The sequence below is a fragment of the Priestia megaterium genome (assembly GCF_023824195.1).
GTDB classification, from domain to species: domain Bacteria; phylum Bacillota; class Bacilli; order Bacillales; family Bacillaceae_H; genus Priestia; species Priestia megaterium_D.
The window spans coordinates 3,694,185-3,707,264 of the sequence record NZ_CP085442.1; the positions used below are offsets into that span (position 1 = coordinate 3,694,185).

Below are 13,080 nucleotides of genomic sequence, written 5' to 3' on the forward strand. Positions count from 1 at the left end.
AACTGGTAGAAAAATGTTTATTTTGTATGGTTTTCTGCTGATTGTGAGGAATAAGAACATATATTCGATGCAAGTTAAAAAATGGAAAACACACTGTCGTCTCTTATTGTTTGTTCGGGTCATTAGGAGTTAGATGCAGAATAGCGATTCCTCTATGGTGAGTGATTTGTTCTAGCTACAAATTTTTATTTATTACGTTTTATGAAGAATTATATAATTATTTCAAGATCTTCTATCATGTTAATTCAAACAGTATCCTTTACAAGTAAGAAAACCTTTATTTTTCTTTTCTACAAATCTTACATTTTCGATCGAACTTTTAATGTACGATTTTTTTTAAAAAGATATTATATTAACTAAATTTTATAGAGGATCCAAATAGAGCATGTGATATTTATTATAGAAGAAGTTAAATTATAGGAGATTTACATAAAAGAAATTGTAGTTCATCATTATCATGCCCTTAGTAAAACACTAAAAAAGAACCCTGCAGCATGAGTAAATAAGAATATAATCATGGGGGCAGTTTTTATCTCAGGAAATAGGATGGAGAAATTAGTGATATCATAAAACAGGTAAATAACTAATGATAAAGCAGTCTGGACATTACTAGATTGCTTTATCTTTTTCTAAAATCTGTTCTATGTTTACATCTAGAACATCAATCTACATTCACCTATCAAATTATAAATTAAGTTGAATAAAAATTCAAAAAAAATATGACGTTAATGTTCGTTTTTTTGTTTAATGATAAGCTTTTAACTTATTAAACTTGCATAAAAAAAGTTCCACTCATCAACGTTCAATGAGTGAAACCTTTTTAAAATTATTTTAGGCTAGCTATACCCTAGCTTTTTTTACTATAGTTTAAACAAAAATGCACGAATTATTTAACACACTTTTATGCTGGATGCGCTTTATGCTAGATAGCTAACAGGTTACTTTGTTACTGAAATACTGCCGTTATGAGTGGCTAGTTTAATCGTATTCTTTCCTTTTCCAATAACAGCGTTCCTATCATATTTATTTAAGATATCTACTTTCCCGTTGTCGACAGAAACGTTAAATTGAACGTCACTTGGTTCTTTTTTCGTTCTAATCTTAATCTTTCCATTGTGCGTTTGAAAGTCAATATTTCGATCAAGTTCTTCGGTTTCTAAAGCAATACTTCCGTTATGAGTTTCACCTTTTAAACTACCTTCCACGTTACTCAGCGTTATTTTTCCATTATTTCCTTTTGCTTGAACCGTTTTTGCTGCAACATTTTTTATGCTTGTAAGTCCATTGTGTACGCTGGTTTTCAGGTTTTGTGAATCGATGTCCTCTAATTCCACACGTCCATTGTTTGCACGAACAGACACATCTGCTGCGCGTAATTTTTTAACAGACACATACCCATTGTTACTGGAAATTCCCAATGAATTATATTGCTTTTCAGGCAGATAAACGTTGATGGATAGCGGTTTTAATACACTAACAATATCAAAATTGACCCAGCTTCGCTGCTGTTCACTATAAGAGATAAAAAGGGTTGAATTTCTAACGTCAGTAGTGAAGTCTCTTTTTATGTTAGGAGATGTTTCACCTTTTAATGTTACTTTGATATCATTGCCTTCGATAGGGTACATATGAACACGAGTATTATCCGTGTCGATGTTTATTTTTGATACTTGATTGCTGTTAATGACTTTTTCTTTTGAAATAGGTTGAGGATCAATAGCACGATAGGTAAGGAGGCCTCCTACCATCCCAACAAGGATGAGAATGCCTGCAAGAACAGAGAGTTTCTTTTTATTCAACACGTTTTAAACCGCCTTTCACCAGTGATACATTGTATTTTAGATAACGTACAAAGCCTTTTATAACTAGCTTCGTTACAACTAACATACCTAACATAATAAAATATCCAAGTCCGCAGAATGCTAAAGACATAAATAAATTAAAGAGAAAAAAGCCGCTTGAATGTACAATAGCCTCACCTAGAACTAGAATAGGAGATAGCAAGAAACATAGGCCTATGCCCCAAGCTGACAGAATGAAGCCAGCTAATGCAACGGCAGGCCCAAGAACAATCACTACATTGAAAAAAGCTAAACCAATTACGGCCCAAGTAGCTCTCAAAATATTTTGAGTTGTTGCCTTAGCTGTTGCTTGCTCAACGTGATAATCTGCCAGCAATTCTTTAGCTATTTGATTCGGAGAACCTAGCGACGTTACAATTTCTTCTTCTGTTTTTCCTTCCTCTAAACCAATGGAGAAATGTTCTTCATAATCTTGTAAAATATCTGCTCGTTCTTTTGCGGATAATGGTTTTAAGGATTCATTTAATTGTTGTAAAAATTTACTCTTCGACATTGTTCACACCTTCTTTAATTAATTGATTAACACCTCTTGAAAACTCGTTCCATTCATCGATAAGTTCGTATAAATAATCCCTGCCTTTAGCTGTAAGCTGATAATATTTCCTTGAAGGACCTTCTGTAGATTCTTTTAAGTAGGTTGTGAAGTATTCTTCTTTTGTTAATCGGCGCAGAAGAGGATATACTGATCCTTCTGATATTTCAATTTGATCGGAGATTTTTTGAACTAATTCATATCCATAGCGGTCTTTCTTATCAAGTAACACAAGGACACAAAGCTCCAAAACTCCTTTTTTAAATTGTACGTTCAACGTTCTTCACCCTTTTCTTTTCAAATTCGACTACTGTTTATTGTATAGTACTGATTCACAATAATCTTCCTAATAATTACAATATATCACCAGCTATTGTTTATTGCAAGGTACTGTTTAATGTTTTTTAAAATTTTAACCATTTTTACAGTCGTAATGAAGTTTTAAACCCAGATGGATAATAATTAAATAAGGTGTTTTTTATGAAGTAAGGTTCAACCTTCTTTTTCTAATTAGCTTATAGATGGAATTATTTTTAACGCGGTCAAAAAAAAGCAGCCTATAACTATAGACTACACAGCAGCGATCATTCTAGGCTATTTTTCTTTCGCTTGTTTAATAAATAAAAAGAAAACCGTTATTAAGATAAAATAATTTAGCGGGTTTTTGAAAACAATCCCGCCTAAAGCCAATTGTAATAAAATCCATAAAGCGAATATAACTAGTATGGCTGGTATTATAAATTTGTTCTTACATCACTCATCCTTCGTTTAAGAGTAATAAAGCAATCGTGGCTCTCCATATTTTTTATACTGTAAAATCAAATCCATAAATAGCTTTGAAAGCATACTGATTGAATGTTTATAAGAATATCACTTTTAAGATAAAATTTAACAGCTGTTATCACAATTGATAGAAATGTCTTAAGTAAATTTGATTTTTTTGTAATAAGTTGAAGAAAAAAGCAACCGTTATTTTACATTTGTTAATAATAAAAAACAGTCAATTTTATGACTGTTTTAAGTAGATTGCTATCAAAAATTTAATTTTCTGGGTGGTGCAAGTATTTCATTATTCATGAATTTTCCATCCATTTAAGGCTTTAGCCGTATCGGCGGTAAAATGATCAATAATTTCACTTTTCCCGCTGTCCATAGCAGTAATTGCTGCTATGTCTTCATCACTTAAAGTGAAATCCCAGATGTTAAAGTTTTCAGCAATGCGTTCTTTACGAACAGATTTTGGAATAGTAACAACCCCACGTTGAATGTGCCAGCGTAAAATAACTTGTGCTACTGTTTTTCCATATTTCGCTCTGATATCAGAAAGTAATTCATTTTGGAAGATATTATTCTGACCTTCTGCAAATGGTCCCCATGCTTGCATTTGCACACCGTATTCTTCCATAACTTTCTTTGGAGCTTCCTGTTGAAAGAACGGATGGTTTTCCACTTGGTTTACAGCCGGAACAACTTCACTATTTAGGATTAAATCAACTAAACGATCCGAATAAAAGTTGGATACACCGATAGCACGCATTTTCCCTTACCTATAAAGTTCCTCCATTGCGCGCCAAGAACCATAATAGTCATTAAATGGTTGGTGAATTAGGTATAAATCAAGATAGTCAAGCCCTAGTTTTTCCAAAGAAACATTAAAGGCTTTTTTAGCACTTTCATAACCTTGGTCCTGAATCCAAAGCTTTGTTGTGATAAAAAGCTCTTCTCTTGGAATGCCACTTTTTTTGATGGCTGCACCAACTGCCTCCTCATTCATATAGGCCGCCGCTGTATCAATTAGACGATATCCTGCTTCAAGCGCATTGGATACTGCTTGTTCACATTGAGCTGAATCAGGAACTTGAAATACACCGAAGCCTAAGATTGGCATTTCGACACCATTGTTTAAAGTAACTTTTCGCATATAAAATTCCTCCTGTTTTACATAGTAAGTTTCGTTAACCTTGCACAAGTATTATCCTAATACCTTCGTGTAACACGAGGTCAAGGCTTTTAAATAAATTACGTTAAATCTCTTAATGAAAAATTAAAGCGTATACGGTGAAGGAAGTGGATAAACTATACTTCAGCTTTATGTTCAGCTGGGTGTTTGTATAGATTACTTTGATGGTACGAACAAATTTATTAACTTGAACGATAATCATCCTATTGCCTTCGTGTTACATGAATGTGATAGGATTTTAAACAGTAATGAAGAAAAAATGTTTATGGGAGTGGCTAAAATGTATACGGTGAAAGATGTAGCTAAGCTACTTGATATAACAGAACATACCGTTCGTTTCTACACGGATAAAGGATTAGTTCCGAGTGTACAGCGTGATAAAAACAATATTCGCCTTTTTGATCAAGAGTCCATTAACTGGCTTACAGGCGTAAAATATTTAAAACAATGCGGAATGACAGTGGAAGACATTAAAACTTATGTAGATTTGTGTTTAGAAGGTGGCAGTACCATTCATGAGCGCTATCAAATCATTTTAAAGCAAAAAGAGATCGCTCAAGCTCAGTTAGAGGAAGCTAAAAAAACCGTAAAGTATATGGAGGAGAAAGCAAACCACTATCTTGATATTATTAACGGGTTATCTCCAGATGACACTAACCCTGGCGAATGGGAGTTAATACATGCTAATAAAACATCCAAAGAATCTTAACATCACCTCTATATCAGCATGTATTTATATCAGCAGTAAAAAGACTTATCTATCATACCGTATAGATAAGTCTTTTTACTGTCCTCGGTTTTCAACTTTAACTCTCTTTAAAATGTCCCGGGCGATTACAAATCAGATGGAAGCTGTTTTACTCCATTTGTTTGAGCTAGACCGATGCCCTGTCAGTTTAGAGTGTGTGAAAATTCCTCCTGCAGTTCTTTTAAAAACGCATCAGCCGCAGCTGAAAGAACATGATGCTTTTTCCATACAATATTTAAACCTGATTCAAGCCTTGGCTGTAAGGGCCTGAAACAAAAGTTACTATTAGTAGATGTATTGACTATTTTATCAAGTGTTATTGCATATCCAACGCCTTCTTCAACCATAATGGCAGCATTATATGCAAGATTGTATGTAATGACGATGTTTAATTTATGAAAATCTTCGCCAAACCAATCCGCAAATTCATTTTTTGAAAAAGTCTGTTTCATGGCCTGTCGTGAACAAATCAGTGGAACTTTTAATAAATCCGCAGCTTGAATGCTTTCTTTGACGGCAAGAGGGCTGTCTTCTCTCATAACAACGCCCCAAACATCTTTGGCAGGCATGTTAAGATAATTGTATTTTGAAATATCGGCTGGCTGAATTAAAATACCGAAATCAAGCAGACCCTTGTCAAGCCGTTCCGTTATATCTTCTTCGTTTCCGCTGTAGAGGTGATATCGTATATTGGGATAACGTAACTGTACATCTTTTGCTACTCGTGCAATGTGTTTCATCGCTTCAGTTTCCCCGCCGCCTATATAGACATCACCACCTATTGTTTCTTCCATAGAACTAAATTCTGCCTCTAATTTATCCACCATATTAACGATTTCCTCTGCCCTGTTTCGCAACAGCATTCCTTCATCTGTCAGAATGACACTGTGACTGCTGCGAATAAATAGTTTTTTACCTAACTCTTGTTCAAGATCTTTTAATTGTCTCGACAGAGTTGGCTGTGTCACATGCAAAAAATCAGCAGCTCTCGTGATGTTTCCTTCTCTTGCAACCGTAAGAAAATAGCGCAAAACTCGAAATTCCACATCCCCCTCCTCCTTTCACATTTCACAAGCTTTAGTATATACATTCCAGAAATGCTTATCAAACATATCAGGATATAAGATATAAGTATTTTTTATATCCTGAAGGAACCGTTAGAATAAATATCAATGAAGTTCATATCACAAAAGCAACACTTTAAATTATTCAAAATTGAAAGGAGCTTAAAATGAAAAAGCTGTTGGGCCTAGCTTCTATCTTAGTAATAAGCGCTGCCCTCGCTTCTTGTGGCAACAATAATTCATCTGCAGCGGACAAAGATCATAATGCAAGTAATCCTTTAAACCAAGCACCAGAACAACAAAAAGAAGATAGTATTTCAGATACAAGAATGAAATTGACGTTTAACAACAAAGAAGTATTCGTTAGGATGTACGATAACCCAGCAAGTATGGCTTTTCTAGCTCAACTGCCTTTAACAATAACTTTTGAAGATTATATAGGCAAAGAGAAAATTAGTATTTTACAAAAAAGATTATCAGCAGATGATGTACAAGCCGGAGATCTATCAAAAAAAGAGACTTTGCTTATTACGCTCCTTGGGGAAATGTAGCTATTTTTTATAAAGATTTTGAGGATGCCACAAATGACCTTATCATACTAGGTCAAATTGAATCAGGAAAAGAAAACGTGGAAAATATTCATGGTGATTTTACAGTTACCATCGAAAAAGTGACTAAGTAAAAACATGACAATTGCTCTTTAAACAGCCTGCTTTGAAGCAGCTAGAACATAACACTTTTTAGAAAGAGGGAAATTTATTTTATGGCTAAACAAAATAAGTTACTTATATTTATCTTAACCCTAGGAGCTTTCGGTATTATAAATACCGAAATGGGGGTTATAGGGATACTGCCCTACATTGCTGATCACTTCAATATCAGTGTATCGAAGGCCGGGTGGCTAGTGAGTCTCTTTGCGCTTACTGTATCAATATCCGGTCCAACTATGCCGTTATTATTTTCAGGAGTCAATCGTAAGAAGGCGATGTTGCTTGTACTTGGTATTTTCGTTTTAGGTAACATTATCTCTATATTTACCTCTAACTTTGCTATTGCCATAATTGCGCGTGTGATTCCAGCCATCTTTCATCCAATTTATTTTTCAGCAGCTTTTACAATGGCTGCGAACTCAGTTAGCAAGGAAGACGCTCCAAAAGCTGTCTCAAAAGTCTTTATTGGCGTATCTGCAGGTATGGTACTTGGTGTACCGATCGCAAGTTTTCTTGCAAGCACAGTTTCGTTTCAAATATCAATGACGTTTTTTGCTGTCATTAACGCTATAGTATTTATTGCTACGTGGGCATTCTTCCCTTCAATGCCTGTTAAAGAAAGACTTTCATACGGAGCACAGCTAAGCGTATTAAAAAAATCTGTTACTTGGCTTTCCATTATTGCTGTCCTTTTACTGAATTCAGCAGTATTTGGGGTATACAGTTATCTTGCTGAGTATCTTAAAACCGTTACAAATATCTCTGGAAAATTAATTAGCTTCATGTTGATTCTATTCGGTGTGGCAAATATTATTGGAAACATTATCGCAGGGAGGTTGCTTACAAAAAACGCCATCAGAACTGTAGTAGTATTCCCTTTCGCATTGGGAGTCGTTTACATCATTTTATTCTTCACCGGACAGTTTACTTGGCCTATGGCTATCATGACTTTAGTTTGGGGAATATTCGCTGGTATAGGAACGAATATTAATCAATATTGGATTTCATCAGCAGCTCCAGAAGCTCCTGATTTCGCGAACGGATTGTTTTTATCATCCGTTAACTTAGGAACAACGATTGGTACAGCTGTAGGTGGACTGTTTATATCAGAAATGGGTACACAATACGTTGTACTAGTGGGGATCTTGTCATTAGTATTGAGCGTAGTATTTATTTTACCAAGAAGCTACATGCATCGTCCTGTAAGTCAACTTTTAAAATAAGACATCAATGCAACTTTTCTTGGGGGACCCTATGTAGGGTCCCTTTGTTTTCTTTTATTACATGATGAGAGTGCTTACTAATCTGCCTATAAATTAAAGTGATTAATTGCACCGTAAAAATTATTGGTCATTATAAAGTTATAAATACGATTAATGACTTCTTGATAGGCATCTGGTTCCTAATTGGCAGTATTTTATTCTTCTATGATTCCTTAAAAAATATAGGGGTTTGGTTATTTATTCTTTGGAGCGTGCAATTGCTCATTCGTTCAACGATTAAATTAGTGCATGATTTTCACTTACGAAAATATTTAAAGGCAGGTTATCGTAATAAATAATCTTCTTTGTGAAAAATTTTTCTTATGAATTCTATATATCAAAAGGGGGTGTAGGCGTTAGCCTACACCCCCTTTTGATTTCATTTTTAAATCAAATATATCACTCTATGTCTAACCCTTTTTCATTCAATTTATGAGAAGTCACAGCAATTACAAACTTTCCATCATCTAAATCTTTTTTATGAGAGGTTAGCTCCTCTGTGGGAATACCTAAATTTGCTGCACGGTCTTCTTCATTTGAGTAATTTTGCACCACAAAAAATTTCTTTAATTTATCTAAGAAAGAATCCGGCTGGGCCCCTCCAGTCATATCTTCATGAGTGACTTCATCTTGGTCAACAGCAGATAGCTTATCCACGTTTACATTCGTTCTATAAGCTAGATTGCCCGCTGCGGTCTCTTGATTAGTTAGAACTGTAATTTCATTATCCTCATACCCTATCATTCTTAATTTCTCAATTCTAGTTAATGTTTCTTCTGGCGACTCATATACACCTATAATACTTTTACTCATAGAGCTTTCCTCCTTCATTAAGATCTTTTCTCCTTACTTTTTATGTACCCGCTATTCTACCCTTATTAACAATAGACCCGTAGTTAAAAGAGTGAATAAAATGATTTTCCCTTTTTAAGGAATTCGATTAAATAAATGCTAGCTTGCTTAAAGCAAAACGTTTATCTAAAAAAGATTGCCTCCCCTTGGACTGGGTATATATTCATTAAAAGATAATAAAAGGGAGATGAGAAAAAAGATGAAACATGTAAAGGCTCTTATTATAAAGTTTGTAATGAGCGCTGTGGTCTTAGGTACAGTATTTACAGGCATTTATAATTACGATTTTAGTGACAGCATACTAATCGGTTTAGTCCTCACAGTTGTCGCTTATGCCCTTGGCGATTTGTTAGTATACCGCAATGCTGCTGATGACTCAGACTACAAAAAAAGAAACATTGTTGCTACAATTTCTGATCTTATTTTATCTTTTTTAGTCATCTGGATAATGGGGGCATCCTTTTTTGGAAATACCATAACTGTTATTCAGGCTTCTGTAGTATCAGCTATTGTTATAGCCGTCGGTGAATGGTTCTTCCATAAGTATCTAGATAAACATGTTCTTAACACTGATAACTATAAACATACCGATGCGACATATAATAAATAACTTATTAACAGGAAGAGCAAACATCAAAAATAGACAGATTAGTAAAAAGAGCCGTATATATAATAAACGGCTCTTTTGTAATTCTGAGAGATGCAATTATGGTAGAGAATTCATATATCATATAAGAAAAAGCCCACTCCTTTTCAGCTGAAAGAGATGGGCTCTTCTTAACATTGGATGTATCTGTTTATATCAACTCACGAAAGGAATAACCTTAAAAAAACTTACTGGGAGATCAATTCGCTTCTGCCTTACTTATTGGTCGGATAGTCTTATATTCTGGTTTCCACATAGCTTTTTCTATTAATTTTTCTACATCCTGTTCTTGAACTCTAGATACACCATCTTTAATAGCAGCTTTTGCAACAGCTATAGCCACTGTTTTGGATACGCTTTGAAGATCTTTAATATGAGGAAGTAACGTATCACCTTTGGTTTGAGTTTCGGCCATATGGGCGACTGCATTTGCAGCTTCAGCGAACATCGTCTCTGTAAATTTTTCAGCTTTTACAGCAATTGCGCCTAGACCAAGACCGGGAAATACAAATGCATTATTAGCTTGGCCAATTTCATATGCTTTTCCTCTATACTCCACTGAATCAAATGGACTTCCTGTTGCAATTAATGCTTTGCCATCTGTCCAATTTATAATATCTTTCGGGATAGCTTCAGCTAACTTAGTAGGATTAGATAAAGGCATAATCACAGGTCTTTCTACATGGCGAGCCATTTCTCTAATAATTTCTTCCTTAAATGCCCCTGTTATCCCCGATGTTCCAATTAGGATAGTAGGTTTTACTTGTTTGATTACTTCTAACAAAGGTACTTTATTTTCCTTATCTTTTTTCCAATTCTTTATTTCTTCTAATTTACGGGCATAAGGCTGCTGGAATGAAGCTAAATCATTTATCTCCTCCGTTAACAGTCCTCTATAATCATAGGCCCAAAACCTATCATATGCTTCCTCTTCCGAAAGACCTTCAAGAACCATTGCACTGTGGATTCGATCAGCGTTTCCAATACCTGCAGAACCTGGTCCAAAGACAACAATACGATGATCTTTTAGGGAGGTCTTTGTAATTTTTAAAGCAGTCAATACAGCACCTAATGTAATCACACCCGTACCTTGGATATCATCGTTAAATGTTAAAAGATAATCCCCATACTCTTCTATAATGCGTCTGGCATTTTTATTCCCTAAGTCCTCCCAATGTAACAATGCTTTTGGGAACTTATTTATTATTTTATTTACAAATTGATCGATAAATTGATTGTAAGCTTCGCCTGTCACACGCTCATGGCGATTACCTAAATAAAGCGGATCTTTAAGTAATTCTTTATTATTGGTTCCTACGTCTAACACAATGGGAAGAACACGGCTCGGATCAATACCAGCAGCAGCTGTATATACTGCTAATTTACCCACTGCAATGTTAATTCCGCCTACTCCCCAGTCACCTATCCCAAGAATACTTTCAGAGTCTGTAACCACGATTAAATCAATATCCTCTGAGCTTAATTCTACATTTCCTATCGCTTTGTCCATTTTATCCGCTTCATCAATAGACAAATACAGACCATCAGGACGGTGATATTGATGGCTATATTCTTGAATAGCTTCTCCGACGGTTGGTGTGTAAATAATCGGTAGCATTTCACTTAAATGATCTTTTAATAATCGATAAAACAATACCACATTTCGATTATGCAGATCGTTTAATAAATTATTTTTTTGCAGATCATTTGATGCATTCTTAAACTGTTGATAAGCACGTTGTACCTGTTCTTCTAATGTCAGTACGGTGGGCGGTAATAATCCATCTAAATTGAGTTCTTCTCTTTCTGTTTTTGTAAATGCAGACCCTTTGTTTAGATAAGGTCTCGATAAAATATTTTTCCCTTTTAATGGTGTTTGAACGAAACTCTTTTGTGCTTCAGCAGAAGATCTCATATATTATCCCCTTTCCGTTCTTAAAAGAATGTAAAAAACCAATGTTTTTCTTATACCATAGATATCATTATGGTTAACCAAGATGTTTTCTTGTTGCATACAATACTTTTAAACGGAGAAGCTCTTCCTTAAACATATAATTAAGGCGGCAATTTAGTTTGTATTCAGATAGATCAAGTGGAAAGAAGCTTTATATGTTATGCTCTTGGGACGTTAACATAGTTAACTAAAGAAAAATTAGTTTTACTATAGTGCTCTTCAGCAATCTAAAGCTTCAGTGGTTAAAAATCTTTCTCTCGTATCATAATAATTTCGAGGTGAAAGATATGTATAAACTGTTATCGCATACGGATTTAGATGGAGTTGGATGCGGAATTTTAGCAAAGTTAGCTTTTGGAGACAGAATAAAAATTCGTTATAACTCTATTGCATCGCTTAACCGTGAAGTAGAATGGTTTTTAGAAAATGAAGAAAGAAATACACATTTATTTATTACGGATTTATCAGTAAACGAAGAGAATGAAAAAAGACTTGAAGAGTTTTATCAAACAGGAGGAAAAGTCCAGCTGCTTGATCATCATAAAACAGCTCTTCATTTCAACGAATATGAATGGGGACACGTTGTCGTGGAAGATAACGAAGGGAACTTAGCCTCAGGAACGTCCTTATTTTATGAATACCTTATAGAAAATGAACTTATACAGACTTCCAATGCGGTTGATGAATTTGTAGAACTAGTAAGGCAGTATGATACTTGGGAATGGGAAAAGAACAACAACCAAGAGGCACACAGGCTAAATGCTCTCTTCTTTTTAATATCTATTGACGAGTTTGAAGAAAAAATGGTTAATAGGCTTCAAAACAGTGACCACTTCTTTTTTGACGAGTTTGAACAGAAGATATTAGATATGGAAGAAGATAAAGTAGAACGTTATATTCGTCGAAAAAGACGAGAATTGGTGCAAACCTCTATAGGTGACTATTTAGCAGGAATCGTGTACGCTGAATCGTATCATTCAGAACTTGGAAACGAATTAGGAAAAGAATATCCTCACCTTGATTACATTGCCATGTTGAATATGGGAGGAAAGAGAATTAGCCTTCGGACTATTCATGATCATGTGGATGTATCAGAAGTTGCTGGTCACTATGGAGGCGGAGGTCACGCAAAAGCTGCTGGATGTTCGTTAACTAATGAGGCTTATAACCAGTTTGTAACAGATACATTTCATCTGGATCCTGTGCGAGAGGATGCAAAGAGAAACCGATATAATTTGAAAGAATCTTCATCTGGTTCTCTCTACGAAACTCAAAATGATGATATGTTCCTTGTTTCTCTTCAGGATGAAGATGAATGGATAATTGAAAATAGCAAAGGGCTATCGGTTCATACATTTAAAAGCTTTAAGGAAGCAGAAATTTTTCTAAAAAGGAATTATGCCGCTTGGTTAGTAAGAGATGATATCTTTGTAAAGTACTTAATAAGGTATATAAAAAAACTAAAGCACGGAGAATAAGCACCGAAACAT

Annotated in this window: 12 protein-coding genes and 2 pseudogenes; 6 read left to right on the forward strand and 8 right to left on the reverse strand. The window is 34.8% G+C overall.

Translation table 11 applies throughout. The features are described 5' to 3' along the window. Positions 1-938: 938 nt before the first annotated feature. From LIS78_RS19100 to LIS78_RS19120, 5 genes and pseudogenes are all read right to left on the reverse strand, one after another. Complete coding sequence (locus LIS78_RS19100) at positions 939-1,802, reverse strand: DUF4097 family beta strand repeat-containing protein (RefSeq protein ID WP_252284202.1); 864 nt, start codon at positions 1,800-1,802, stop codon at positions 939-941. Then, a complete protein-coding gene (locus tag LIS78_RS19105; protein ID WP_252284203.1) occupies positions 1,792-2,355 on the reverse strand; it encodes an HAAS signaling domain-containing protein in 564 nt (187 codons plus the stop codon). Before LIS78_RS19105 ends, LIS78_RS19100 begins: the two co-directional genes overlap by 11 nt. Further along, on the reverse strand, positions 2,342-2,671 hold the full coding sequence (locus LIS78_RS19110; RefSeq protein WP_013058428.1) for a PadR family transcriptional regulator: 330 nt from the start codon (positions 2,669-2,671) through the stop codon (positions 2,342-2,344). The genes LIS78_RS19105 and LIS78_RS19110 overlap by 14 nt, the downstream gene beginning before the upstream one ends. A gap of 317 nt (positions 2,672-2,988) precedes the next feature. Continuing rightward, a complete protein-coding gene (locus tag LIS78_RS19115) occupies positions 2,989-3,132 on the reverse strand; it encodes a hypothetical protein (RefSeq protein ID WP_229754620.1) in 144 nt (47 codons plus the stop codon). A 331-nt stretch (positions 3,133-3,463) separates the two neighbouring features. Continuing rightward, positions 3,464-4,315, reverse strand: a pseudogene (locus LIS78_RS19120) (aldo/keto reductase). A 319-nt stretch (positions 4,316-4,634) separates the two neighbouring features. Between LIS78_RS19120 and LIS78_RS19125 the strand changes: the two are divergent. Next, positions 4,635-5,063, forward strand: coding sequence for a MerR family transcriptional regulator (locus tag LIS78_RS19125; protein ID WP_209150483.1), 429 nt, complete (start codon positions 4,635-4,637; stop codon positions 5,061-5,063). Between the two features lie 182 nt (positions 5,064-5,245). On the opposite strand, the gene LIS78_RS19130 is transcribed toward LIS78_RS19125, so the two are convergent. Continuing rightward, positions 5,246-6,148: a LysR family transcriptional regulator gene (locus tag LIS78_RS19130; RefSeq protein WP_252284204.1), complete on the reverse strand. Its 903-nt coding sequence runs from the start codon at positions 6,146-6,148 to the stop codon at positions 5,246-5,248. A gap of 407 nt (positions 6,149-6,555) precedes the next feature. Here LIS78_RS19130 and LIS78_RS19135 point away from each other — a divergent pair. The 3 genes and pseudogenes from LIS78_RS19135 to LIS78_RS19145 all read left to right on the forward strand — a co-directional run bounded on the left by LIS78_RS19135 (position 6,556) and on the right by LIS78_RS19145 (position 8,437). Next, a pseudogene (locus LIS78_RS19135) lies at positions 6,556-6,848 on the forward strand (cyclophilin-like fold protein). An 81-nt stretch (positions 6,849-6,929) separates the two neighbouring features. Then, positions 6,930-8,099, forward strand: coding sequence for an MFS transporter (locus LIS78_RS19140; protein ID WP_252284205.1), 1,170 nt, complete (start codon positions 6,930-6,932; stop codon positions 8,097-8,099). A gap of 98 nt (positions 8,100-8,197) precedes the next feature. Then, positions 8,198-8,437 (forward strand): YrhK family protein, encoded by a 240-nt coding sequence (locus LIS78_RS19145; protein ID WP_229754550.1) that lies wholly within the window; start codon positions 8,198-8,200, stop codon positions 8,435-8,437. A gap of 100 nt (positions 8,438-8,537) precedes the next feature. Here LIS78_RS19145 and LIS78_RS19150 read toward each other — a convergent pair whose 3' ends face one another. Continuing rightward, positions 8,538-8,951: a general stress protein gene (locus LIS78_RS19150; protein WP_252284206.1), complete on the reverse strand. Its 414-nt coding sequence runs from the start codon at positions 8,949-8,951 to the stop codon at positions 8,538-8,540. Positions 8,952-9,189: 238 nt separating this feature from the next. Here LIS78_RS19150 and LIS78_RS19155 point away from each other — a divergent pair, with 238 nt between their 5' ends. Beyond that, on the forward strand, positions 9,190-9,600 hold the full coding sequence (locus tag LIS78_RS19155; RefSeq protein ID WP_252284207.1) for a YndM family protein: 411 nt from the start codon (positions 9,190-9,192) through the stop codon (positions 9,598-9,600). Positions 9,601-9,835: 235 nt separating this feature from the next. On the opposite strand, the gene LIS78_RS19160 is transcribed toward LIS78_RS19155, so the two are convergent. Then, entirely contained in the window at positions 9,836-11,551 is a 1,716-nt protein-coding gene (locus tag LIS78_RS19160; protein WP_252284208.1) for an NAD-dependent malic enzyme, read from the reverse strand. A gap of 326 nt (positions 11,552-11,877) precedes the next feature. On the opposite strand from LIS78_RS19160, the gene LIS78_RS19165 reads away from it, so the two are divergent. Beyond that, complete coding sequence (locus tag LIS78_RS19165) at positions 11,878-13,068, forward strand: DHH family phosphoesterase (RefSeq protein ID WP_252284209.1); 1,191 nt, start codon at positions 11,878-11,880, stop codon at positions 13,066-13,068. Positions 13,069-13,080: the final 12 nt, after the last annotated feature.

What these genes read in the sequence shown, in the direction of transcription:
- LIS78_RS19105 (WP_252284203.1), bottom strand. Translation starts at nt 2,355, where the DNA reads ATGTCGAAGAGTAAATTTTTACAACAATTAAATGAATCCTTAAAACCA.
- LIS78_RS19125 (WP_209150483.1), top strand. Translation starts at nt 4,635, where the DNA reads ATGTATACGGTGAAAGATGTAGCTAAGCTACTTGATATAACAGAACAT.
- LIS78_RS19140 (WP_252284205.1), top strand. Translation starts at nt 6,930, where the DNA reads ATGGCTAAACAAAATAAGTTACTTATATTTATCTTAACCCTAGGAGCT.
- LIS78_RS19150 (WP_252284206.1), bottom strand. Translation starts at nt 8,951, where the DNA reads ATGAGTAAAAGTATTATAGGTGTATATGAGTCGCCAGAAGAAACATTA.
- LIS78_RS19155 (WP_252284207.1), top strand. Translation starts at nt 9,190, where the DNA reads ATGAAACATGTAAAGGCTCTTATTATAAAGTTTGTAATGAGCGCTGTG.
- LIS78_RS19160 (WP_252284208.1), bottom strand. Translation starts at nt 11,551, where the DNA reads ATGAGATCTTCTGCTGAAGCACAAAAGAGTTTCGTTCAAACACCATTA.
- LIS78_RS19165 (WP_252284209.1), top strand. Translation starts at nt 11,878, where the DNA reads ATGTATAAACTGTTATCGCATACGGATTTAGATGGAGTTGGATGCGGA.